Source organism: Lysinibacillus pakistanensis, assembly GCF_030123245.1.
Classification (GTDB): domain Bacteria; phylum Bacillota; class Bacilli; order Bacillales_A; family Planococcaceae; genus Lysinibacillus; species Lysinibacillus pakistanensis.
Genome location: NZ_CP126101.1, coordinates 974,174 through 997,296, shown reverse-complemented (window position 1 = coordinate 997,296; position 23,123 = coordinate 974,174). Strand labels below are relative to the sequence as shown.

The 23,123-nt window shown below is 36.1% G+C and carries 22 protein-coding genes; 6 read left to right on the top strand and 16 right to left on the bottom strand.

Going from position 1 to position 23,123, the window contains the following annotated elements; all coding sequences use genetic code 11:
* Positions 1-17 precede the first annotated feature (17 nt).
* Together QNH24_RS04660 and QNH24_RS04655 are read right to left on the bottom strand one after the other, a co-directional pair.
* Positions 18-779 (bottom strand): 3-hydroxybutyrate dehydrogenase, encoded by a 762-nt coding sequence (locus tag QNH24_RS04660; protein WP_283870964.1) that lies wholly within the window; start codon positions 777-779, stop codon positions 18-20.
* A gap of 22 nt (positions 780-801) precedes the next feature.
* Positions 802-2,316, bottom strand: a complete 1,515-nt coding sequence (locus tag QNH24_RS04655; RefSeq protein ID WP_283870963.1) for a CoA-acylating methylmalonate-semialdehyde dehydrogenase — start codon at positions 2,314-2,316, stop codon at positions 802-804.
* A gap of 287 nt (positions 2,317-2,603) precedes the next feature.
* On the opposite strand from QNH24_RS04655, the gene QNH24_RS04650 reads away from it, so the two are divergent.
* Positions 2,604-3,230 (top strand): TetR/AcrR family transcriptional regulator, encoded by a 627-nt coding sequence (locus tag QNH24_RS04650; protein WP_283870962.1) that lies wholly within the window; start codon positions 2,604-2,606, stop codon positions 3,228-3,230.
* Positions 3,231-3,311: 81 nt separating this feature from the next.
* Here QNH24_RS04650 and QNH24_RS04645 read toward each other — a convergent pair whose 3' ends face one another.
* The 7 genes from QNH24_RS04645 to QNH24_RS04615 form a co-directional block, all read right to left on the bottom strand.
* A complete protein-coding gene (locus QNH24_RS04645) occupies positions 3,312-3,839 on the bottom strand; it encodes a hypothetical protein (protein WP_283870961.1) in 528 nt (175 codons plus the stop codon).
* Between the two features lie 156 nt (positions 3,840-3,995).
* Positions 3,996-6,002 carry a putative bifunctional diguanylate cyclase/phosphodiesterase gene (locus QNH24_RS04640; RefSeq protein WP_283870960.1) on the bottom strand — a complete coding sequence of 669 codons (2,007 nt, stop codon included), beginning with the start codon at positions 6,000-6,002 and terminating at the stop codon, positions 3,996-3,998.
* A 29-nt stretch (positions 6,003-6,031) separates the two neighbouring features.
* The gene (locus tag QNH24_RS04635; protein ID WP_283872742.1) at positions 6,032-8,185 is read right to left on the bottom strand and encodes an RNA degradosome polyphosphate kinase; all 2,154 of its coding nucleotides are present in this window, start codon (positions 8,183-8,185) and stop codon (positions 6,032-6,034) included.
* Positions 8,175-9,728 carry a Ppx/GppA phosphatase family protein gene (locus tag QNH24_RS04630; RefSeq protein WP_283870959.1) on the bottom strand — a complete coding sequence of 518 codons (1,554 nt, stop codon included), beginning with the start codon at positions 9,726-9,728 and terminating at the stop codon, positions 8,175-8,177. Before QNH24_RS04630 ends, QNH24_RS04635 begins: the two co-directional genes overlap by 11 nt.
* Positions 9,729-9,918: 190 nt before the next feature.
* A complete protein-coding gene (locus QNH24_RS04625) occupies positions 9,919-10,821 on the bottom strand; it encodes a chemotaxis protein (protein ID WP_283870958.1) in 903 nt (300 codons plus the stop codon).
* A 68-nt stretch (positions 10,822-10,889) separates the two neighbouring features.
* Complete coding sequence (locus tag QNH24_RS04620) at positions 10,890-12,212, bottom strand: MFS transporter (protein WP_283870957.1); 1,323 nt, start codon at positions 12,210-12,212, stop codon at positions 10,890-10,892.
* Between the two features lie 150 nt (positions 12,213-12,362).
* On the bottom strand, positions 12,363-12,680 hold the full coding sequence (locus QNH24_RS04615) for a winged helix-turn-helix transcriptional regulator (protein ID WP_283870956.1): 318 nt from the start codon (positions 12,678-12,680) through the stop codon (positions 12,363-12,365).
* Positions 12,681-12,829: 149 nt separating this feature from the next.
* Between QNH24_RS04615 and QNH24_RS04610 the strand changes: the two genes are divergently transcribed.
* Positions 12,830-13,222 carry a DoxX family protein gene (locus QNH24_RS04610; protein ID WP_283870955.1) on the top strand — a complete coding sequence of 131 codons (393 nt, stop codon included), beginning with the start codon at positions 12,830-12,832 and terminating at the stop codon, positions 13,220-13,222.
* Positions 13,223-13,488: 266 nt separating this feature from the next.
* Here QNH24_RS04610 and QNH24_RS04605 read toward each other — a convergent pair whose 3' ends face one another.
* The 5 genes from QNH24_RS04605 to QNH24_RS04585 all read right to left on the bottom strand — a co-directional run bounded on the left by QNH24_RS04605 (position 13,489) and on the right by QNH24_RS04585 (position 17,087).
* The gene (locus QNH24_RS04605) at positions 13,489-14,349 is read right to left on the bottom strand and encodes an IS3 family transposase (protein ID WP_283872741.1); all 861 of its coding nucleotides are present in this window, start codon (positions 14,347-14,349) and stop codon (positions 13,489-13,491) included.
* A complete protein-coding gene (locus QNH24_RS04600) occupies positions 14,328-14,834 on the bottom strand; it encodes a helix-turn-helix domain-containing protein (RefSeq protein ID WP_283870954.1) in 507 nt (168 codons plus the stop codon). The genes QNH24_RS04605 and QNH24_RS04600 overlap by 22 nt, the downstream gene beginning before the upstream one ends.
* Before the next feature lie 633 nt (positions 14,835-15,467).
* Entirely contained in the window at positions 15,468-16,331 is an 864-nt protein-coding gene (locus QNH24_RS04595) for an NAD(P)-dependent oxidoreductase (RefSeq protein WP_283870953.1), read from the bottom strand.
* 298 nt (positions 16,332-16,629) lie between these two features.
* Entirely contained in the window at positions 16,630-16,806 is a 177-nt protein-coding gene (locus tag QNH24_RS04590) for an aspartyl-phosphate phosphatase Spo0E family protein (protein WP_283870952.1), read from the bottom strand.
* 92 nt (positions 16,807-16,898) lie between these two features.
* A complete protein-coding gene (locus QNH24_RS04585; protein WP_054770112.1) occupies positions 16,899-17,087 on the bottom strand; it encodes a hypothetical protein in 189 nt (62 codons plus the stop codon).
* A gap of 125 nt (positions 17,088-17,212) precedes the next feature.
* On the opposite strand from QNH24_RS04585, the gene QNH24_RS04580 reads away from it, so the two are divergent.
* The 3 genes from QNH24_RS04580 (at position 17,213) to QNH24_RS04570 (ending at position 18,838) form a co-directional block, all read left to right on the top strand.
* Entirely contained in the window at positions 17,213-17,401 is a 189-nt protein-coding gene (locus QNH24_RS04580) for a YkvS family protein (RefSeq protein WP_054770113.1), read from the top strand.
* A gap of 80 nt (positions 17,402-17,481) precedes the next feature.
* Positions 17,482-18,099, top strand: coding sequence for a CPBP family intramembrane glutamic endopeptidase (locus QNH24_RS04575; RefSeq protein WP_283870951.1), 618 nt, complete (start codon positions 17,482-17,484; stop codon positions 18,097-18,099).
* Positions 18,100-18,160: 61 nt separating this feature from the next.
* Entirely contained in the window at positions 18,161-18,838 is a 678-nt protein-coding gene (locus QNH24_RS04570) for a DUF8580 domain-containing lipoprotein (protein WP_283870950.1), read from the top strand.
* 186 nt (positions 18,839-19,024) lie between these two features.
* On the opposite strand, the gene QNH24_RS04565 is transcribed toward QNH24_RS04570, so the two are convergent.
* Positions 19,025-19,471 carry a MarR family winged helix-turn-helix transcriptional regulator gene (locus QNH24_RS04565; protein ID WP_054770115.1) on the bottom strand — a complete coding sequence of 149 codons (447 nt, stop codon included), beginning with the start codon at positions 19,469-19,471 and terminating at the stop codon, positions 19,025-19,027.
* A 121-nt stretch (positions 19,472-19,592) separates the two neighbouring features.
* The gene (locus tag QNH24_RS04560; protein ID WP_283870949.1) at positions 19,593-21,014 is read right to left on the bottom strand and encodes a PAS domain-containing sensor histidine kinase; all 1,422 of its coding nucleotides are present in this window, start codon (positions 21,012-21,014) and stop codon (positions 19,593-19,595) included.
* 259 nt (positions 21,015-21,273) lie between these two features.
* Between QNH24_RS04560 and QNH24_RS04555 the strand changes: the two genes are divergently transcribed.
* Complete coding sequence (locus QNH24_RS04555; protein ID WP_283870948.1) at positions 21,274-23,013, top strand: B12-binding domain-containing radical SAM protein; 1,740 nt, start codon at positions 21,274-21,276, stop codon at positions 23,011-23,013.
* Positions 23,014-23,123 lie beyond the last annotated feature (110 nt).

Here is a 23,123-nt window from a genome sequence, read left to right as displayed (position 1 = left end):
TGTTCTCCCTCCCTATGCTATTGTGCTGTATATCCACCATCTAAGATTAGTGCTTGCCCAGTGACACCCTTTGCCATATCACTCGCTAAATAAAGGGCAAGACCTGTAATTTCAGTTACATCGAGTAGACGTTTTTGAGGAACGAGTGGATAAAGCACTTGCTCCAATACTTCGGTTACTTTTATCCCTCTCGTTTTAGCTAAATCCGAAAATTGTTGACGTACTAAATCTGTATCCACATATCCTGGACAAATTGCATTCACTGTTATCCCATTGGTAGCTACCTCTAGCGCTGCTACTTTCGTAAGACCAATCACACCATGCTTTGCTGCATTGTATCCTGCTTTACCTGCAAAGCCAATAACACCATTAATAGAGGCCATATTAATAATACGTCCATAATTATTCTTCTTCATATGTGGTAATGCGTACTTCATAGCTACAAACGGTGCAACTAGCATTACTTTTTGCATGGATTCGAAAATTTCTGTAGTGAAATCCTCTATTAAAGAAACATGTTGAAACCCAGCATTATTCACTAAAATATCTATAGTCTTGAATTTTTTAACAGTAAAATCAATCGCATCGCATATTGCCTGCTCATCTGTCACATCACATGTGAAGGCTGTCAATTGAGGATTTTGTTGGATTGCCTCTTGTAGAAGTTCTGTATTCTTATCAGTAATGACTACATGCGCACGTTGTTCTGCAAATGCCTGCGCGATTGCTAGACCAATGCCACGAGCTGCACCTGTAATAAAGACAGTCTTTTCTTTCAATGTAGCTCCTCCAATTCCTGCTCTAATCATTATTGCTTGGGAACGCAAATGTAGAAGTAGTATGGCCAGTCATCCAACGCTCTGAAATTGTTTTTGTTTTTGTAAAGAAACGTGCCTGATCTGGTCCAAACATATGCCCTTCACCAAAGCGAGAGCCTTTAAATCCAGCAAAATTATGATATCCAACAGGGATTGGAATTGGTACATTTACACCGACCATTCCAACGTCTATTTCTGTTGTAAACTTTCGTGCTGCAAGCCCATCATTCGTAAAAATTGTTACACCATTCCCAAGCTCATGTCGATTAATAAGTTGGATAGCCTCCTCTAAAGAATCAACACGTACAACATTACGAGCTGGTCCAAATATTTCCTGCTCATAAATTTCCATCCCTGGTTTTACATTATCAAGCAATGTTGGCCCAACAAAAAACCCTTCTGATTCTTTTACAATATCAAGGTCTCGCCCATCACAAACTACTGTGGCACCTTCCGCTTCTCCTCGATTAATCGCAGCAATTATTGCCTCCTTTGATTGCTGTGAAATAACTGGACCGAAATCTGTTTCTGGATTTGTATAGGATCCAACCTTTAAGTTAGCAATTTTCTCCCTTAGAATTTCGACAAGTCGATCTGCCGTATCCTTTCCAACAGGCATTATTGTTGAGATAGCCATACAGCGTTGAGAGGCTGCTCCATATGCAGCGCCAATAAAGGCATTCGCAACCTGCTCAAGATCAGCATCTGGCATAACAACCATATTATTTTTACCACCTCCTAGTGCTGTCACTCTTTTTCCGTATTTGGCACCTGTTTCATAGATGTATTTAGCAACTGGTGTTGATCCAACAAAAGAAATTGCCTGTACAGCCGGATTTTCTAATAGTTCATTCACTACATCTTTATCACCATTTACCACAGTCCATATCCCATCAGGTAATCCAGCCTTTTTCCACAGCTCACTGACATATAAGGCAGTCATCGGAACACGTTCGGATGCCTTTAACACAACAGCATTCCCAACAGCAATAGCCATACTTGTTTGTGCTAAAGGCACCATAATTGGAAAGTTAAAAGGTGAAATTGCCGCCACTACACCTAAAGGGTACTTTGCCGAATAAGCATTAATTTGGCCGCCCACATTTACGGAATACTCCCCCTTCATTAGCTGTGGTGCACCGATTGCTAAGTCAACGGACTCTAAACCTCGTGTAATTTCCCCTTTGGCATCTTCCAAAGTTTTTCCGCTTTCTGTACAAATAATTTGCAACAGCTCCTCAATATTTTCTGTAATAAGATTACGGAATCTTAGGACAATTTCAGCACGCTTAGACACCGACGTATCTCGCCATTGCGGAAATGCTACCTGTGCCTTTTCAATAGCCTCACGCGTTTCCTCAGCATTCGCTAGTGGCACCTTAGCAATGACCTTTCCAGTAGTTGGATTGAATACTGAACCAAAACGACCACTTTTCCCATCAATTAGCTCCCCACCAATAAAATGCTTTAATGTTTTAACCTCTTGTACATTTGTCATATTGTTATCCTCCTTTAAAATCCCGCTCATTATTTCAGATTATTTAAAAAATTCAAAAACTAAAAGTGTTAGATTGACTTTTCAATATATTACTTTTTCTACACTATCTTGTTGTTCGTTGGGCACTAGCCAATTCAAACAATTTATCGTAACATGAATAACAAGATATATTAGATGACCAAAGTCATTGACTGCGGTCAATTAAATCATAATCAAATAAATCCCACTTCGTCAATTATAAATTTAATATTTCTGACTTTTTAGACGAAACATATTTTACGGAGGAAATGCAAGAAGCTATGGAATCACTAACTAATAGACAAAAAAAGGCACTGGAAACAAGAGAGAAATTATTAAAAACTTCTTTAGAACTCTTTAATAAACATGGATTTGAGCACGTCTCCATTGATCAAATAACAAAGGCATGTCATGTATCAAAAGGAACATTTTACACGCATTTCCCATCTAAATATGATGTGATTTTAGAAAAATTTAAAGAACTGGATAGTTTTTATAGTACTGTAGAGAAGACCATTAACCATTCCTTACCAGCAAGCGAAAAAATATTAATACTGTATGAAGAGCAAATGAACTATTTAACAAATGTGGTAGGAAAAGATTTACTACGAACAGTATATACTGCTGCGATGACAAATCATGTAGAACAAGAACATTATTTAATCAGTCCACAGCGAAAAATTTTTCAAATTATCAATTCATACATTGCAGAAGGAGTTCAGCAAGGGGAGTTCCGACCTGATTTACAAGTAACACAAATGCAGGCAATCATTCAACGCTGCATGCGAGCAAATGTCTACGATTGGTTAATCCATAATGAAAACTTTGATTTAGCTACTCAAATGGCACAATTCACAGCAATCGTCTTGGATGGAATGAAATTAAAAAACGATTAGTCATCACATCTCTGTCATAGAAAGCTCAGGCGTCTCTGGACTTCAGTTTCGCTTGAGCTTTATTTTTACTAAATTGATGGTTTACCCCATTTTACAGTTCTGTTTCGGTATCTTTTCGCTCGGCTTGTCCTCTTTCCTGCTCAGCCTCAGTACTTTTTCGCTCGACTTGACGCTTTTCTGCTCCGCTTTCATCTCTTTTCGCTCGGCTTGCTCGCTTTTCTGCTCCGCTAAATACCTTTTCGCTCGGCTTGCTCTCTTTCCTGCTCCGCTAAATACCTTTTCGCTCGGCTTGCCCTCTTTCCTGCTCCGCTCCGATACCTTTTCGCTCGGCTTGCTCGCTTTTCTGCTCCGCTTCGGTACCTTTTCGCTCGGCTTGTCCTCTTTCCTGCTCCGCTCCGATACCTTTCCGCTCGGCTTGCCCTCTTTCCTGCTCCGCTTCGGTACCTTTTCGCTCGGCTTGTCCTCTTTCCTGCTCCGCTCCGATACCTTTCCGCTCGGCTTGCCCTCTTTCCTGCTCCGTCTCGATACCTTTTCGCTCGGCTTGCTCCTTTTCTGCTCCGCCTCAATACCTTTTTTCTCAACTTGACCTCTTTCCTGCCCCCACCCCACCCTTTTTTACCCAATCCACACATTTTTTGCTTGTTTTTCACCTTTTTCCCTTGGCTCCCACTTTTTTATGAGTTCATCCCTACCAACATCTCTGCTTCCCTTAACCTAAAAAAAGTAGCACTTCACAATTCATGAAGTGCTACTTAATGACAATTATTAGCTTACAAAATATTGTTCAACTATGGTTTCTACAGGTAAAGGCTTGTTATATAAATAGCCTTGCCCCTTTTGACATCGATGGCGCTTGAGGAAATCGACTTGAGATGGTTCCTCGATTCCTTCTGCGATGACCTCTAAGCCCAAATTATGAGACATTGAAATAATAGCCTTGATAATGGCCTCGTTCTTATCATCCTTGGCAATGTCAGCAATAAATGATTGATCAATCTTTATAATATCAATCGGATAGCGCTTTAAATAACTCAAAGAGGAATAGCCAGTACCAAAATCATCCACCGATACATAGACACCTAATTGCTTTAATTCGGTTAATATAGAAAATGTTTCATGAACATTGGTCATGGAGCTTTCCGTAATTTCTACTTCGAGTAATTTAGGTGGGACACTATATTTTTTCAGGGCTGCCTCAATTTTTCGTGCAAAATTTTCTTTTCTAAATTGCTTTGGTGAAATATTCACGGCAATTCGTACAGGACGATAGCCTTTCATTTGCCACTCTTTTTGATAGCGACATACCTCATCAATTATCCAATCGCCAATTTCAATGATTAAGCCTGATGCCTCTGCAATAGGTATAAATTGCGCAGGTGATACAAAGCCAAATTTACGATTATTCCATCGTAACAATGCCTCAAAACTATTGATACTATTATTCGTTAAATCCATTTGCGGCTGTAAATGAATACTTAGCTCATTAAATTCAATAGCACGTCTTAAGTGTGCCTCCATTAATGCCTCATTAGGAAAAACAGTGATCATATCTTCTCGATAGTAGCGATAGTGTGAACGTCCATGTTCCTTTACAGAAAATAACGCTTTATCCGCTTTACGCACTAGCGTCTCTAAGTCCTTGCCATCCGCAGGGCTAAGAGAAATACCAATCGATACACTAATAAAATATTCCTGCCCATCAATCATAAACGGCTGTTTGAGAGCATCTAATATAGCATTTGCTGTTTTTTCTATTTTATTGATGGTTGCATCTTTTAGAACAAATATGAATTCATCACTGTTATAACGATAAAGAGAGCACTTTGAGTAGCACAGTTCACGAAGTCTATGACTAAACATGCGCATCAGCTCATCTCCCTTACTTTCACCAAGGGATTCATTAAATTTTTTAAAGCGATCAATATCCACTAAAATAAGTGCTGCTTGTTTACTTTCATGTTTTTTATCATTTAAATGATGAAGCCAATGCTCTTTAAATGCTTTACGGTTCCAAATACCTGTCAGTTCATCCATTAAGGCTAAATAATAAAAGGATTCTTGATCATTCATAAAGCTATTGGCATCTTTTACAAATAAATGGACACCAATAATTTCACCATTAAAGTAGGTTGGATGAGTCTTTAAGTAAAAAGGTTCATGACTAAGCAATTGGTCTTTAAACAAACATTTAGGCATACCAAAAGCAGAACCCTCAATAGTTTTTCCAAATAATAATTTGAATTCATCGCTATACTTACTATCTAATAATGAAAAAATATTTCGTCCTATCAGGTTGTGATGTCCACTTGATAATAAAGTAGTGGCGGCAAAGTTTTGATGTATAATACGACCTTGAACATCAGTTGTTAACACAGGACTTACATATTGTTCCACAAATTGTAAATAAGGTGCCACATCATTATGTGTCTCTCGTAAAATAACTGCAACAACTGATTTTTCTAGATGCTGTACATTGGCTATTAATGTTTTTACTTTGTTCCCTGTACAAATCTCTAGCTTATGATCCGTATTTAGTTCTTGCTGTAATATTTTTATTACTTGTAGCCAACATTCCTCTGGAAAAAAATTCTCGGCTTTGGTGGCATCCACATCCTGTAGCTCAATTAATGATGGTAGTTTATCGTTAAAATTAACGATTTCAAATGCTTTTGTATCAACTTTTCTTAAACATACAACTGCATCAAATGGATTAAGCTGTATGACTTGGTGATAGTCTGCAAATGGCGCTACACTCTCTTTATATTTTTCCATTATATCCCTCACTAAGTAGCGTGTTTGCTTTATTCTTCGTCTAGCGTAGGCTTTAGTGCATCCTTTAAGAACATTTCTTGACTATTAATAGGATCTTCACTTCGATCAAACTCTTTGTAATGATATTTGCCATTAGAATCTTGAATACGTGCTTTGGCAGTATCCTCAAGTTGTGTATTCATGATGTTAATAATACGAGCTTTTGCTTCACTTGCATATACAGGGAATAAAATTTCTACACGTTTAATCATATTGCGTGTCATCATATCCGCTGAAGATAAATAGACTTTGTTTTCCCCATTATGATGGAACCAATAAATACGGGAATGTTCAAGGAAACGGCCAACAATACTCGTTACAGTGATATTGTCACTAATGCCAGGAATTCCAGGTCTAATACAACAAATGCCACGAATAATTAGCTCCACTTTGACACCTGCAATGGACGCCTCATATAGCTTCATCATTAAATCTTTATCTGTGAGTGAATTCATTTTTGCACGAATAAAACCATTTCCATACTTCTTATGACAGGCTATTTCCTCATCCATTAATCGTATAAATTCATCTCGAATATCAAACGGTGCCACAACTAAATGATTAAAAGTAGGCTTCTCTGTATAGCCGCTTAAATAATTAAAGAAGTTAGTAGCATCAATACCAAATTCCTTATCTGTCGTTATTATGCCCATATCTGTATAAATTTTTGCAGTAGCATCGTTATAATTTCCTGTACCTAAATGGACAAAGCGTTCAATTTTTCCGTTACGGCGACTCACAACAAGCGTTATTTTAGAATGTGTTTTTAAATTATTCATACCATAAATAACGAGACAGCCAGCTTGCTCCAGTTGCTTTGCCCAATGCACATTATTTTCCTCATCAAAACGAGCCTTTAATTCAACTAAAACCGTTACCTGCTTGCCGTTTTCAGCTGCGAGCTTTAATGCCTGTATAATTGGAGAATTTCCACTTACTCGATACAATGTTTGTTTAATAGCCAATACATTCGGATTCATTGCCGCCTCTGAGATAAAATCAACAATAGGTGCAAAGGATTCATATGGATGGTGGAAAAAGATATCCTGCTGCAATGCCTTTTCAAAAATATTTTCATCAGATTGTAGATCTAAAGGAGGCTGCGGGATAAAACTCTCATATTCCAGATGCTCTCTACCAACTGCTATGCCCTTTACAAAGGAAAACATAAATGTTAAATCTAATGGTCCGTCAATATGAAAGACATCTGATTCCTCTATTTCAAATTCATCTAGCAGATAATTGAGAACTTCTTCATTCATTTCACCCTCACGTACTTCTAGGCGACTTCCAACGCCCCATTTACGCTTTTTCAGCTCTTTCTCAATTTCAACCAGTAAATCCCTTGCCCCTTCTTCATGAATGGTTAAATCAGCATTACGTGTTAAACGGAAAGCCTGTGCTGATTTAACACTATAGCCATAAAAGAGCTTCTCTATATGGGCTACTATCACGTCTTCTAAAAGAACAACTACTGATTCTCCTTCTGCTGAAGGAACTTTAATATAACGATCTAATACAGATGGTACCTGTACAATCGCGACTTTTTCGCGACTTTCTAGATCTGTCTCATCTTGCTCCAATAATACAAGTAAATTTAATGTTTTACCAAGCAATGTTGGGAAAGGACGATAGGCATCTACTGCAACAGGTGTCAGCACAGGGAAGATTGTTTCTGCAAACATTTCATTGATGAATGCTTTTTGTGTACTATTTAAATCTTTGATGTCTGCAATATGTACATTGTGTTGGGGTAATAAATCATAGATTAAATGTCTGTATACCTCCGTTTGGCGACGCACTAATGCTTGAGTACGCTCTGCAATTTTAGCAAGTTGCTCTTTCGGTGTTAAACCAGACTTATTTTCAGCCTTATGGAATCCTGCACGTACCTGATCCTGCAAACCTGCTACACGAACCATAAAAAACTCGTCTAAATTTGAGCTAAAAATGGCTAAAAATTTTAGACGTTCTAGCAGAGGGTTATTAACATCCTCTGCCTCCTCTAAAACTCGTTCATTGAAGGCAAGCCAGCTTAATTCACGATTATTATAATATTGAGGCTTGGCAATTTCCTCTAATAATCGACTTTGTGTTTCTGAAACTTCCTCCTCTAGCTGATTATTCGTCAATTCAGTTGTCATCATTAATCAACCCTTCTTCAATAAAGTTTATTTTTATTGGTATCTTTAATGCACGTTCAAGATGTTTTTTATGTCGATTTGCTTGATATTTTTCGGCAGCAGCATGATTTTTTACGTATATACCAAGCTGTACATAATCCTCTTCATTGTGCATTTCAATAGCATGTACAATTCTTCTTTTAGAGACATTCAAAGCATAAATAAATTTTAAAAGTGCACCAAAGTCTCGTATTTTCCGGTATTCCTCACGTCCCAGCCAGTCCTCAAATGGAGCTGCAAATCGCTGATAATAATCTCGATTTTTATAAGAAGCAAGAAGTGCTAATTTTACGCGTTCCTTGTGATTTAATCCGTCTATAGTTTGGTTTGCTAGTAAATAAAAAGTATGCTGACTTGCAGAGCTTAACTCAATATATTCGCCAATATTGAATACTTTCGCCGCTTTCGTCAATAATTGCAAATCTTTTGGATTATATTGCAAATATTTTAAATGGCAGCACTCACGATATAATTGATCAGCTAAATGCATTAAATAGTCGACCTCGTCTTCTGTTCGACCATACTGACGAGCTAATCTTCTAGCGTTTCCCTCAAATACATTGTATTTATCATAAGCACTTGGGTCCGTCTGTAAAATTCGTTGAATAGTAAGCCCCTCACGTAAGCCCTTTTTCGTTAGTTGGAACACTTCACTTCCAGCTACCTCCATTAGAACGCGAAAAACTTCCAAAGCTGGAACTATAATATCTGCTCGATCCGCTGAAAGCCCATCTAATTGCTTCAAATCATGGAAGCTCAATTCTCCTAAAAATTCACTAAGGTCATCTAAATTTTCCTTTGACATTTCATAGCCATGGACACTTGCAATTGGATAGTCGCATTTTTGTTGATGAATTTGAGCAATATTTCGTGCACTTCCACCAATAGCGATAATCGGTAATCCAACGTTTTGAATCCATGGAAGTGCTTTAAATTGCTCTTTGATAAATGCAATGAGCTCCTTTTTTTCACTGCTATTAATGATGTCACCTTTAACAAAGCGCTGCTTTAAAGACACTGTACCGAATGGGAAACTGTAAGATTTCTGAAGTTCTTTGTTTTCGAATAGTGTAATTTCAGTACTTCCACCGCCAATGTCAATAGTTACAGCAGATTTAGTACCCATTGAATGGGCTACAGCAACAAAGCCAAAATAAGCCTCTTCTTCCTCAGATAAAAGGTCTATTTGTATACCTGTTATTGCCTTCATTCGGTCAATAATTTCAGCTCTGTTCGTAGCTTGGCGTATAGCAGCTGTTGCAGCAGCTTTAACATCAGTTACTTCAAAATCGTCAAGCATTGCTTTAAACGTTAATAACGTTTCGGTCAATACTTGTATGCCTTCTTCAGACATTTCTCCAGAGGGTTGTAAATAGGTACGTAAACGTGCAACTGTTTTAATATTCCCAAGTTCACGAAGTCCCTCTTCTTTATCGTATAGATACAGTACTAATCGAATGGTGTTAGAACCAATATCGATAATTGCCGTTTTTAATTCATTCAAATAATCACTTCCTTAAATGCCTACATGCATATGCACAGTCTTATTTTGTTTTTGGCACATTTATCTATACAAAAAAGTCGGACTCCTTTACGGGCATCCGACTTTCTTTCAGTTATTAATGATACGTTCAGGATACCCATTATTAATATTGTGAAGTACCTTTTTACTCTATCCAATATTGACAGTAAATCTATAAAATCAACTGGTCTACACGTAAAATAAGCTCAGCAATTTCAGGTTTACTGATTTGATCCTCCGCGCCTACTTTATCACCTTTATGTCGAAGATCATCTGTAATTAAGCTTGAGAAGATAATGACAGGGAGCTTTTTAAGATCCGGATGTTCCTTGATTTTTCGTGTTAAATGATGCCCATCCATTTGTGGCATTTCAATATCAGTCACCACTAATTGAACATGCTCTGATACATCGCTTCCACCTTTGACAATGGATTCTAAGTATTCATAGGCATCACGACCATTTTCGAAAAATTCGACATTAACATAGCCTGCTTCGCTCATCGTATCAAATAATAGCTTCCGTAATAATGGTGAGTCTTCCGCAATCAAAATACGTTTTTCAGAGCGCTCACGTTGACCAAGCTTTTTAACAGATTCTACACTAATACCTGAATCTGGATTAATGTCCACCATAATTTTTTCGAAATCTAGTAACAGAATCATCTGCTCATTTTGTTTAATAACACCAATTACTTGTGAGGTACCTCCTTGATACATATCTGAAGGTTTCTCAATTTGATTCCATGAAATTCGATGAATCTGTGTAACATTATCAACATGGAATACAACGCGTTGTTTATTAAATTCTGCAACTATATATTTTTGTTGAGGATTGCGCTCTGAATGTTGAATCCCTAAAACACGAAGCATATCAACTACTGGTAATACCTCTCCTCGTAATTGAATAATCCCCTCTACATGCGGGTGCGCGTGTGGAATAAATGTTACTGGAATCGGTTGAATAATTTCTTTTACTTTAATAACGTTAATACCAAATTTATTGTTAGCCACTTCGAATTCAACGATTTCTAGCTCATTTGTGCCACTTTCTAATAATATACCTTTTTGTTCCAAAGCAACCCCGCTCCTTTCTGTTCAACTTCTTTTTATAATTCAATTGTATCATAGGCAATACATTTCTCCTACTTGCTATTTCCATTTTTATCATGAACTTTTAAATGTACAAATAGACCGATTACCGTCATTACAATTAATGTGGAAAGTGCCACCCTACTTGCTAATGTTCCATAATCTTTCATCCATAATGTAACTGTCCCGTAGACTGCTGGTCCAATGATGGAGGATACTTTACCTGAAAATGCAAACAACCCAAAAAATTGTCCACGTTTTTCATCTGGAGAAAGTTCAATGATATAGGTTCTCGAGGTCACCCACATTGAGCCTAAAGATATACCAAACATACTACCAGCAATCCAGAACATCCATTGTGCAGTAGCAAAGACAGCAAATGCTAAAGCGACAATCATTAATATCGCAACTAAAGTGATGGCACGCTTTGCTCCGATTGCCTTTGTAATATAACCAAACGCAAGTGAGCCAATAATTGTTGAAACAGTCGATACTAAATATAGAACGATAAACTGACCTGATGTAAAGCCGACAATTGTTGTGGCATAAACAGCCATCATAGCAATCGTTGTGGCAATAGCATCATTTAAAAAGAAATAAGCAATCATAAAGGTGAAAATTGCCTTATATTGCTTCATATCCTTAAAGGTCTGAATAATTTCCCTATAGCCTTCTAGGAACTTTATAGACTTCCGCTGAGATTTTGGAAACGGTGTATCTTTATTAATAAAAAATAAAGGCAATGAAAATAATAAATACAAAATTGCGGTTGGAATAAATGCTCGATGAAAATCACTGTTTCCTACATACAAATAAACGAGTAAGCCGAAAATTGTCCCCAAATAACCAATTGCTACACCATAGCCAGAAATAAGAGGCATCTCCTCTTTTGTTCCTAAATCTGCCATCATTGAATCATAGAATACTAGACTAGAATTAAAGAAAAATTTTGCAATGACAAAACTAGCTACAACTAAAAATAAACTTAGTGACACACCTGAAAAATTCGTGGTCGTCTGTAGATTCGCAAAGATCCCCATCATAAAGGTAAAGAATATAGAAATGGATGCAAACCATACGATAAATCTCTTCTTATAGCCTGTATTATCAACCCATACGCCAAACAATGGTGAAAACACAACAAGTAAAAAGCTTGCAATGGCATTTGCATAAGAAATAAATGTACTTGCAACTTGCTGCATAACTTCATTTGTTCCTAAAACCTCATCCATATAAAACGGGAAAAATATTGTATTAATATTTGAAGAAAAAATTGTATTTGCAAAATCATAAAATGCCCATGAAAGTATTGGCAGCGATAAATAAAGTGCAAATTGACTTCTATGTTGTGTGTCTACTGCTGAGCCCCTCTTCATAAACCCCCTCCTCCTATTCTCTATAATATTAAATTAATTTCTCTCTGTAATAAAAAATACCTTTTGTTTAAAAAAAAATAATATTATTTACAAATTATTATCGACTAGCAAAAAGAATATCCAAGCCCCCTCGCTTGGATATTCACTCCACTATTCCTTGATATTTACCCACATGGAAGACCATTCTTCAATTGCCTGAAGAACTGGCGCAAGTGCATGCCCTTTTGCTGTTAGCTCATATTCAATCACTACTGGGGTTGAAGGAATAACTGTCCGTGTGACAATTTGTTCAATCTCTAATTCCTTTAATCTTTCTGTTAACACTCTGCTGCTGATTCCTAGTTGATTTTTGATAGCTGAGAACCTTTTAGGACCTTCTAATAACTGATAAATAAGCAAGGTGTTCCAGCGATGATTCAATATGGTTAGCGCCCTTTCAAAGCGTGGACAAATTTTTTTTTGCTCCAATCTACCTGCCTCCATCGTCATTTTTTCTTATTTAATAGTATATCATTTTTTCAAAAGCAGTTTTAAAAAATAAAACTTAGTTACTTGACAAAAGTCGTTTTTAAAAATAAACTAAGTTACGAAATGTAAGCGAAAGGAGATCATTAAAAATGCAAAATATTGGATCAACTATTTTACGTGTCGTACTTGGCATTATTTTTGCAGTTCATGGATATCAAAAATTTCAGGGTGGTATTAGCTTTACAGCTGATTATTTTAGTTCCCTTGGAATCCCCGGCTTTATGGCTTATGTTGTAGCTATCATCGAATTAGTAGGTGGTGCTGCGATCATTTTAGGCTTGGGTACAAGACTTTTTGGGGCTTTATTGACTGCAACAATGGTAGTTGCTATTTTTACAGCGAAGCTTAGTGTTGGTTTTATCGGAGAGAATGGATTGGCAGGCTATGAATTAGACCTAGCTTTAGGTGCCATTGCTTTATACTTTGCCCTTGCTGGAGCATCTAGCTACTCTTTAGATGCGAAACTTTTCAAAAAAGAGTAATGTTTTCCGCAGCTCTCTATTTTCTGTGTGGTAGTGAGCAGCTTTAGAAAAAGAAAACCCGAAGTACCAATACTTCGGGTTTTCTCATAGTGTTGAAAAACTAAATAGTCAAGGGACTCTATGTGAATATTTAGCCAAAATAAAGGTGATTTCCGTTCCAGGCTACTCGCTTTCCAGTGGGCGAGCGACGAGCCGCTTCCTGCGCTGACGCTCCGTGCAGGGTCTCGTCTGTCTCGCTATGATCTGACCCCAAAAATTTGAACTTTTTAAGAAACCTTTCGAAACTCAACTGGACTTTTTCCATTGAGTTTTATTTTTATCCGTTCATGATTGTAATAATAGATATAGTCTGCTAACGCTTTTTTGAATTCTTCATAGTTTTTAAACGTAGTGGTATACAGAAATTCTGATTTCATTATGCCAAAAAAGCTTTCTATCACGGCATTATCTAAACAATTTCCTTTCCGTGACATACTTTGCTTGATTTCATAAGTTGCTAATAACTCTTGAAAACGCGGTATTTGATATAACCATCCTTGATCAGAATGAATGATTAAGTCATTCTTTTCCAGTAACTTTGTATACGTAAACGCCTTTTTAAAAGACTGTTGAACTAACTCAAAATTAGGTGACTTCGATACCTCATATCCAACAATTTCTCGACTGAATAAATCTAATACAGCTGAAATATAGATTTTTTGGCCATTCATTTTAAATTCAGTTACATCGGTTACCCATTTCTGATTTGGTTCAGTGGCTTCAAAATCGCGCTGAATTAGATTCTCTGCGACATAGCCCACTGTCCCTTTATACGAGCGGTATTTTTTAGGGCGTACCGTCCCTTTTAGGCCCAATTCCTGCATCAATCGTTGAACCGTTTTATGATTGATGAAAAATCCTTCATTACGGAGGGCTAAACAAATACGACGATAACCATAACGCCCCTTATGATGATGAAAAAGCGTCTGGATTCGTTCTTTGATCTCTTGATATTTATCTGGTTTTGTCCATTTTTGAAGGTGATAATAATACGTACTTTTCTTTAGTTTTGCCACCTTTAATAGAGCTTGAAGAGGAAAATCCAGCCTTAGCTCATATACAGCTCTTACTTTTTCTTTGGTTTGAATGCATCCTTTTCTTGAGCTAAGGCTTTCAACTTTTTTAAATAGGCATTTTCCATACGTAAATATTCAATTTCTTCTTTTAACTCATCCATCGTTTTCTCATTTAAATCGGTCGCAGGGGTATGTTTTTTTGGCATCGATTGGCACTCCTTTTCTACTTGATAGAGCACCTCTCCAGCCTTTGACATCCATTGTTTTTTCCATCTTCGAACGGTTTCACGAGAAGGAATATTAAACTTCGCAGCGGTCTGTAAGAGCGAATCGCCCGTCTCTATCAGGTGTTGAATTACTTTTATTTTAAAAGAATCTTCATAATTCGTGTACCCCTGAGGACGAATAATTCCTTCGATGCCATGATATCGATATAATTCAATCCATAATCGAATGTAATGTCGGTCAATCTGTAATCTTTTTGCAATCTGATACGTACTTTCATCTTCTTCAAAGTAAGCAATAACAGCGGCTAATTTTTGTTCATCAGAAATCACTAACTGCACCCCCTTATATTAGATTTTTTAAGTCCAATATTTTGGGTGCAGTTCACTATCCCACGGGAGTCGAGTAGCCTTGCACTCCAATCTGCAATAGTGTAGAACTTTAAATATTTTCTTCCTTCAAAAGTAAAGTAAAAGCATATTACTCACCATTATTAAATGGATAGAATAGTAGTAAAATTCTATAGCTGTCAACCTACATTTTGTCCATAAAACTACTTTATAACTAAACATAGAGCCACTTATTACTGTCGCACTGCTTTCGAATAGAAAAATGTAATCAGCTTCTTTTTTGCGAAAAATAGTGATGGTTAAGACTTCAATTTATCACTATACATTTATGTGAAATGCCAATGAAAATACTATGAGCAATGGTTGATTGGAGTGTAGAATGAGTGACTCCTTGGGGATCACAGCGTCACAGATGAGACCCTGGAGCGAGCAATCGCGAGTGAAGCGGCTCATCGGACGCCCCCAGGAAAGCACTCAGTCGGAACGGAGATCAACCCCTCGTTTTGAAAAAGGGCTATACTTTTTGATTTGTCACCTTGATTTCCTTGACATAATAGTATTTCAACAACATGAGAAAACCCGAAGTACCTATACTTCGGGTTTTCTATAATATTACTAATAAGCTTTTAAAAGTGCCTGCGTACCATACTCACCATAGCCCTCTTCAATAAGCTTCTCATACATTTCATAAGCAAGTGTTAAACCTGGTAACAATATCCCCATTTTTTTAGATTCATCTAAAGCAATTTTCATGTCCTTGATAAAATGTTTAATATAAAAACCAGGGGCGTAATCATCATTAATCATGCGAGGTGCTAAATTACTTAAAGACCAGGATCCAGCAGCACCAGAAGCAATCGATTGTAATACTGTTGGTAAATCAAGTCCAGCTTTTAAACCATAAGCTAATGATTCACATACACCAATCATCCCAGAAGCAATAACAATCTGATTACACATTTTAGCATGCTGTCCTGCACCTGCTTCACCTTGATAAACAATATTCTCACCAAAATGTTTCATAACTGCTAATACTTTATCAAATGTAGCCTTGCTGCCGCCAACCATAATGGATAATGTACCATTTTGGGCACCAATATCCCCCCCAGAAACAGGTGCATCTAACGCTTCTACCCCAAGCGTTTGAGCATGAGTAAAAATTTGCTTTGCTAATGTCGGCTCTGAAGTAGTCATATCAATCAAGATATTGCCTGTTTCAGCAGATTGAAATAATCCATTGTCTCCAAAATATACTTCCTCTACATCTGAAGGGTATCCAACCATTGTGAAAGCTAAATCCTTATTTTTAAATGCCTCTGCTGGAGAGCTAGCCCAAGTTGCACCTAATGCTACAAGTGGTTCAGCTTTTTCTTTAGTTCTAGTATAAACCGTTACTTCATGACCATTGTGTAATAAATGCTTAACAATACTAGCGCCCATAACGCCTGTACCAATAAATGCAATACGTTCTTTTCCCATATGTAGTGACTCCTTCTTATTCCATGCTAGCCATCAATTGAAAATGAATGATTAACACTAATTGTTGTCTTTTCAGTGTAGTGGAATAAGTGCAATAATTCAAACTCTTCTTATGACTTATACTAAAATGTCATGGTTAAAAAATTATACGAATAAACAAAAAAGAGAGCAAGTGATGGGGTATCACTGCTCTAAAGGGGGAAATGAGAATGTTGCTGTGTTCAATTTAAGTATTCCCCGTTAAATGTTTTTTAAACATCTTTTTTTAAGTTTATACTCTGAATACTGGAACATTCTTTTATTCTTCTTGATCTTCTTCTTCCTCAAATGCTGTCTGTCTATAATAAGTGTTCATTAACTGATCTAATCTGCGACTCAGTTGAATGGTTTTTGCGTTTTGTAACCCGTTTTCTACACCTGAGCGAATCATCATCTCACGAGTTTGTTCCATTTGTTTCAAGAGTAGATTGACCATTCATACAACCCTCCACATACAAATAATCATACCATTATTATACATTTATATTTCATTTCTTACAGCATTAACTTCCGACAATGTTCGACAAATTAACTTCTAGGAATTTCCTGATAAGTGTAAATCACTAGCCCATTTTGTTTGGCCTCACCACGAAAATGTTTGAATAAAGGGTGTTTTACCAGTACTTCTCGGAATTCATAAAATTGTTCCTTATCAATTTCTATACTGTTAATTTCCCCATTTTGTAATTGTTTAAGCATATTTTCGTATTTATCCATTTATTCTATTCCTTTCTTCTAAATCATTTTGTGTAATAAATTATGAATTATTCAAAAAAAGCTTTACGTTTCCCTTTTTTTAATGCAAACTGTATATTATTAGTCGATGAAGGAGCTGACTGTCTGTGAAAATAGCTGAAGTTGGAAATATTATCGAGTTTAAAAATGGTCTGCAAGGTATTGTTGAAAAGGTAAATGAAAATTCGGTAATTGTAGATTTAACATACATGGAGAATTTCGATTCTCTAGAGATCGAAGAGAAAACAGTTGTTAACCATAAACGATACAAAATTTTATATACTAATGAAGCTTAATAGTCTGAATAGTCCCTATTTGTCTTTATAGATGATATGGGACTTTTTTTTTGATAAAATTAAAGCATGGAGGTCGAATTATGCTTACAAATTCGAAACAAACAATATTATTTCTCCTTTCTTTATTATTCGTTTATGGCATGCTAGCTTTTACCTTTGCTAATCAAGCAGTATTTTGGTACTTGTATGCATTTATTTTGCTTGTATGTATTGCAATCTCCATTTTAGCCGGTAAAATCGAAGATCAATTACCTACATGGCAATTCCTACTCTTTGGTATTGGATACGGTACAATCACATATGGTATCATTCGCTTTGGTTATTGGCTTGCACCATACATCAATGATTCGTTAGTACAATCTGTTCAAAAATTTTTAACAAACTATGGACCACAAAATATTTGGCACTATATTTTACTTGTATTCATTATAGCTATTGGTGAAGAACTATTTTGGCGCGGATATGTTCAACAACAGTTAAAACGCTTTATGCGTCCTGCTGTAGCAGTTATTGTAACAGCTATTTTATGTGCCATCTCCATTGCCTTAAGCGGTTTTATGCTTGGTATGGTTGCCGCACTCATAGCTAGCCTCATATGGGGCTTTTTATATGAATGGCGTAAAAGTATGCCACTTGTTATTGTAGCCCATGTAGTTTTTGTACTATTATTATTTTTAGTGTTACCTTTAACATCATAACATTAAAAATTGGAAACATTTTATCTTTACCAACGTTTAATTTAGAAAAGGAGGGCATTTCATGCAAAAAAAATTATTCTCATTACTTGCATTATTACTAACAGCCGTTTTATTTGTAGGATGTAATACTACTGACAAATCAGAGAGTTCAGGTGCTCAAAATAATGAGCCATCAAATACTTCCAATGAACAAAAACCATCTGAGGATAACACTGCAGGTGAAGGGCAAGAAACGCCTACATCAAATGATTCAAACGCAGATACTTCTACTAGTCCACAACAAGAGGTTAAATACGTCCAAAAAGGTGTAGATAAAACTGAAAAGGCAAGTGAATCTAAAAGCGTTGAACAAGGCTATAAAATGCAGCAGCTACCAGGATTCACACTTACTCAAGAAGAACCAGGTAAAGATATGCTAGTCTCAAATGAAAATGATGAAGTATTTATGCGTATTGAAACTGTAGATGCTTCTCAGGCAAACTTTAATGATGTTAAAACTTCTTTGCAAGATCATATGAATGCTGTCGGGGAAACAGTAGCATTAACATCTGAGGAACTTTCAGCATTTAAGAATGTAACAAATATCGAAGGCTATGTGGTTGATTTCGATACAGAAAAAGTAGTTGGGGTTGTTTTTGAAAAAGATGGCTTAATTACAAAACTAATAATCCATGATAATGATGAATTAGACTTAACAGATGCTATGCTTAATATGGCGGCAACAATTTCAAAACAATAAATATTAAAATAAGACTGTAGACGAACTAAAAAGTTGCCTACAGTCTTTTTGTTCATAAAAACATCCCAAAGCAATAAAGAACTAAAAAATTCACTTTTTATCTTTTTTAAAACTAAAAAAATCGATTTGCACCGCATTTTTTACGGCAAATCGACTTTTTCAGTGCCCTTAACAATCGGGTACTTCTTAATAAGATAAATCTTTAATGGACAGCCCTAATTTTTTCAACAAATTGATGGCTTGATCTTTTTCCTCCACAGATAACACACTCACTAGCTCATGCAAATGACGCTCATGCTTTGGAAATAACTCACTCATAAACGCCTCACCCTTCTCAGTAATTTCTGCATAGGTAACACGGCGATCTGCTGGACAAGAGACACGTAATAAATATCCTCTTTTTTCAAGCTTGTCAATGACATACGTAATAGACCCACTGGCTAGCAAAATTTTATTGCCAATTTGCTGTAAAGGTTGTCTTCCTTTATGATAAAGAAGCTCTAATACAGCAAATTCAGTAGGATTTAATCCATTCTCTTGAAAGAATGAATGAGTTGTCTCATTAATCGCTTTATGTGCACGTGATAATACAATATATAATTTTAAAGATTGCTTTAAATCTTCTGACGTCATATCCTTTTCCTCTCAATTCGCTCTTTATACATGCCATTATAGCGATTTTAGAAAAGCATTGTCAAAAGCAATATCTAAATTCGTGCATTTTAAAGCATTTATGCAACCATTTATACTTTCCTTATGTTACTAAATAAGCGGAGTCCTTCGACGATACATCCACTGCATCCATTTGATTAAATGTGTAAATAGGGAATTGCAGGTGGAAGCATGTCCCCTTCTGTAATTCACTATTCACACCAATTAACCCTTCATGCTCTTCTATCACTTTTTTCACGAAAGCAAGGCCTAGTCCTGTCCCTGTTGATTTAGTCGTGTAAAAAGGCTGGAATAAGTTTTGAAGGGTACTGCTATCCATACCGTTGCCTTCATCTTTAATCATTAGTTCAACCATCGTGCAGTCAATGACATTCATTTCTATCGTGATTGTTCCACCATTATTCATGGACTCCATCGCATTTTTGATGAGATTCATGAAAACTTGCTTTAAACGATTTTCATTACCACCAATATAAGCTGCTTGATTAGTAGAAGAAATATATTGAATCATAATATTTTTCATCAAAGCATCCGGAAGCATAAATTCAATCACTTGCTTCACAATATTGTCCAAATCTAATAATTCCACCTTCATACTTGTTGGCTTGGACAATACTAAAAGCTCGGATAAAATTTGTTCCATCCGTTGTAGCTCACTATCAATGACAGATAAATACATTCGCGATTCTTCATCAGCATTTAGCTTTAATAATTCCGTAAAGCCCTTGAGTGAAGTCAATGGATTCCGAATTTCATGGGCAATGCTTGCTGCCATTTGACCAACCACATTTAAAGCCTGCTGATGCTCAACTTTATGTTGAAGTTGTTTCTTTTCTGTTTCATCATTAATAACTGTGATAATAATATTGTTGTATTCATCAAAAACACTAGAGATTTCATAATAACATGTTCTACTAACTTGCGTTTCATCAACAACATGAATACTTGCATGTTTCTCACCCATTAACTTTGAAAGATAGGATGTAATTTGTCCCTTTTTCATTGTAAATGAGTCAAAAATATGCTGATGTGCTTTATGAAGAAGCTGCGTTTTTTCTAATTTTAAATACATTTCTGCATACTTATTGAGCCCAAGAATTATCCCGCTAGCATCACTTACTATGACAGCATATGGTAAGTGATCGTATGCATTGAAAGACTGTGACCTTTCCTGCTCCTGACTAACATATAACCTATGGGCAACATCATTATTTAATGTTGATATTTGGGCAACGATTTCCCCTGTATTTGGATCATAAAAACATTTGAAGGACATCATCTCAAATTCGTTACCTGCAATACGAATATTAAAGATTTCTTCAGATCTCAGGTCGTTTTGTAGTTGTTTGACAAACTTCGCCCATTTTAAATTGGATGGCTCGTCCATTGCTAAATAGCCAATATACGTTAAATTCAGGTTAAAAAGTTTTATAGCAGCTTCATTAACGTTTAAAATTTTTCCTGCTTTATTCAGAATAAGTGTTGGTGACGAAGTACTTTTCATAAGATTTCCAAAACATTGATTAATATCATTTTGCTTCAACTTTCTCACCGAACCTTTCAAAAGAGTAAAAAACCTCTAAATTGAATTTTGAGCCTTTACTATACTTTATGACTGTACGATTCTATTATTACAAAATTTAGTAAATTTAAGTATTTAAAATTATTTCACGAACCGTTCACAAAATAAATAGGTAAAAAGGATTATATTGTATGATAGCTACTTGACTGTTACAATTAGATGTTGAAAGGAAGATTATTGAATGAATACTATTTTAACTACTTTAAACGCAAAGTATATTCACACAAATTTAGCATTGCGTTACTTAAAAGGAGCTGCTTTACCAGAATTCAATCCAATTATTGCAGAATACACAATTAAAGATCCCTCTTTTAATATTGTATCAGATTTATTTCAAAAAAAACCTGATATTGTAGGATTTAGTTGCTACATCTGGAATATTGAAGAAACTATTCATGTTATTAAAATGTTAAAAACTGTCTGCCCCGATGTTAAAATTTTGCTGGGGGGGCCTGAAGTTTCTTATGATGTCCACTATTGGTTACGTAGGATTGAAGAAATTGATTTTATTATCATGGGTGAAGGCGAGACATCTTTCAAACAATTACTTCATTATTTACATGGAGATATTTCATTAGAGGATGTACCAGGGATATGTTATTTAGAGGATGGTAAAGTAAGAATTCACGCTCAGCCTCCAAAGATAGACTTACGAGAATTGCCTAGTCCATTTCGTTTTGAAGAGGATATTCCACACCTCAGCAAACGAATTCAGTATATTGAAACAAGCAGAGGATGTCCGTTTAGCTGTCAATTTTGCTTATCTTCTATTGAAGTAGGGGTTCGTTACTTTAACCGTGAAAAAATAAAAGAAGACATTCGTTTTCTAATGAATAATGGTGCACGTACAATTAAATTTGTTGACCGTACTTTTAATATTAGTCGTAGCTATGCTATGGAAATGTTTCAATTTTTAATCGATGAGCATAAGCCAGGTGTTGTCTTTCAATTTGAGATTACCGCAGATATTATGCGCCCTGAGGTCATCCAATTTTTAAATGATAACGCCCCAAAAGGTTTATTCCGTTTTGAAATAGGCGTACAATCCACAAACGATTTAACAAATACACTCGTCAAACGCCGTCAAAATTTTGAAAAGCTAATGCGTACAGTGACCATGGTAAAAGATGGAGGGAAAATTGATCAGCATTTAGATTTAATTGCTGGTCTGCCTGAAGAGGACTATGGTAGCTTCAGACAAACCTTTAATGATGTTTTTGCAATGAGACCTGAGGAATTACAGCTTGGGTTCCTAAAGCTGCTGCGCGGGACAGGGCTTCGCCTTGAAGCTGAAAAATTCGGCTATACTTATGTTGATTTAGCGCCCTATGAGATTTTCTCTAATAATGTCTTAAACTTCGACGATATTGTCCGTATTAAACATGCCGAGGATGTACTTGAGAAGTATTGGAATGATCATCGTATGGATCATACAGTTGAATATCTAGTAACGGAAGTTTTTGAAACACCTTTTGATTTCTTCCAAAACTTTGGAACTTATTGGGAATCGAAGGGATGGTCCCGAATTGGTCATCAACTTGAGGATTTATTCCATCGTTTATTAATGTTTTTAGAAACGATAGAGGGTGTGAATATAGATATTGTTAAAAGCTTAATGCAACTAGATTATCTGATGGTACAGCAATTCCAGCCTCGCAAACTATGGTGGAAGGAACGTCCTACTGAAGAACAGCAAAAAGCAATTTACAATGCCTTGCGTGAAAACCCTTCAATAGCGGGCGAAACATTCGCTAATTTCAATTTATCAGAAAAAGAATTATTTAAACATACACTTGTAGTACCACACCACTTGGATTACCAAAATTTCACAAAAGGCAAAATTGTACAAAAAAACGGCTATCTATTCACATATTTCCGTCATGGACAAGCCCCGTACTTTGCGTCCATCCATTCTATATAATTAAAAACGCTAATCCTATAAAATCAACGTTAGGATTGGCGTTTTTCTATTCTTAAAGAATTCTTAAATTTCCCAAACCTATTTAACTCTTCAAAAGTAACCATAATGAA

Coding starts and splice junctions, on each gene's coding strand:
- QNH24_RS04655 (WP_283870963.1), bottom strand. CDS start 2,316: ATGACAAATGTACAAGAGGTTAAAACATTAAAGCATTTTATTGGTGGG.
- QNH24_RS04590 (WP_283870952.1), bottom strand. CDS start 16,806: ATGGTCAATCTACTCTTGAAACAAATGGAACAAACTCGTGAGATGATG.
- QNH24_RS04570 (WP_283870950.1), top strand. CDS start 18,161: ATGCAAAAAAAATTATTCTCATTACTTGCATTATTACTAACAGCCGTT.
- QNH24_RS04640 (WP_283870960.1), bottom strand. CDS start 6,002: ATGGAAAAATATAAAGAGAGTGTAGCGCCATTTGCAGACTATCACCAA.
- QNH24_RS04585 (WP_054770112.1), bottom strand. CDS start 17,087: ATGGATAAATACGAAAATATGCTTAAACAATTACAAAATGGGGAAATT.
- QNH24_RS04575 (WP_283870951.1), top strand. CDS start 17,482: ATGCTTACAAATTCGAAACAAACAATATTATTTCTCCTTTCTTTATTA.
- QNH24_RS04565 (WP_054770115.1), bottom strand. CDS start 19,471: ATGACGTCAGAAGATTTAAAGCAATCTTTAAAATTATATATTGTATTA.
- QNH24_RS04620 (WP_283870957.1), bottom strand. CDS start 12,212: ATGAAGAGGGGCTCAGCAGTAGACACACAACATAGAAGTCAATTTGCA.
- QNH24_RS04595 (WP_283870953.1), bottom strand. CDS start 16,331: ATGGGAAAAGAACGTATTGCATTTATTGGTACAGGCGTTATGGGCGCT.
- QNH24_RS04610 (WP_283870955.1), top strand. CDS start 12,830: ATGCAAAATATTGGATCAACTATTTTACGTGTCGTACTTGGCATTATT.
- QNH24_RS04555 (WP_283870948.1), top strand. CDS start 21,274: ATGAATACTATTTTAACTACTTTAAACGCAAAGTATATTCACACAAAT.
- QNH24_RS04650 (WP_283870962.1), top strand. CDS start 2,604: ATGCAAGAAGCTATGGAATCACTAACTAATAGACAAAAAAAGGCACTG.
- QNH24_RS04560 (WP_283870949.1), bottom strand. CDS start 21,014: ATGAAAAGTACTTCGTCACCAACACTTATTCTGAATAAAGCAGGAAAA.
- QNH24_RS04635 (WP_283872742.1), bottom strand. CDS start 8,185: ATGACAACTGAATTGACGAATAATCAGCTAGAGGAGGAAGTTTCAGAA.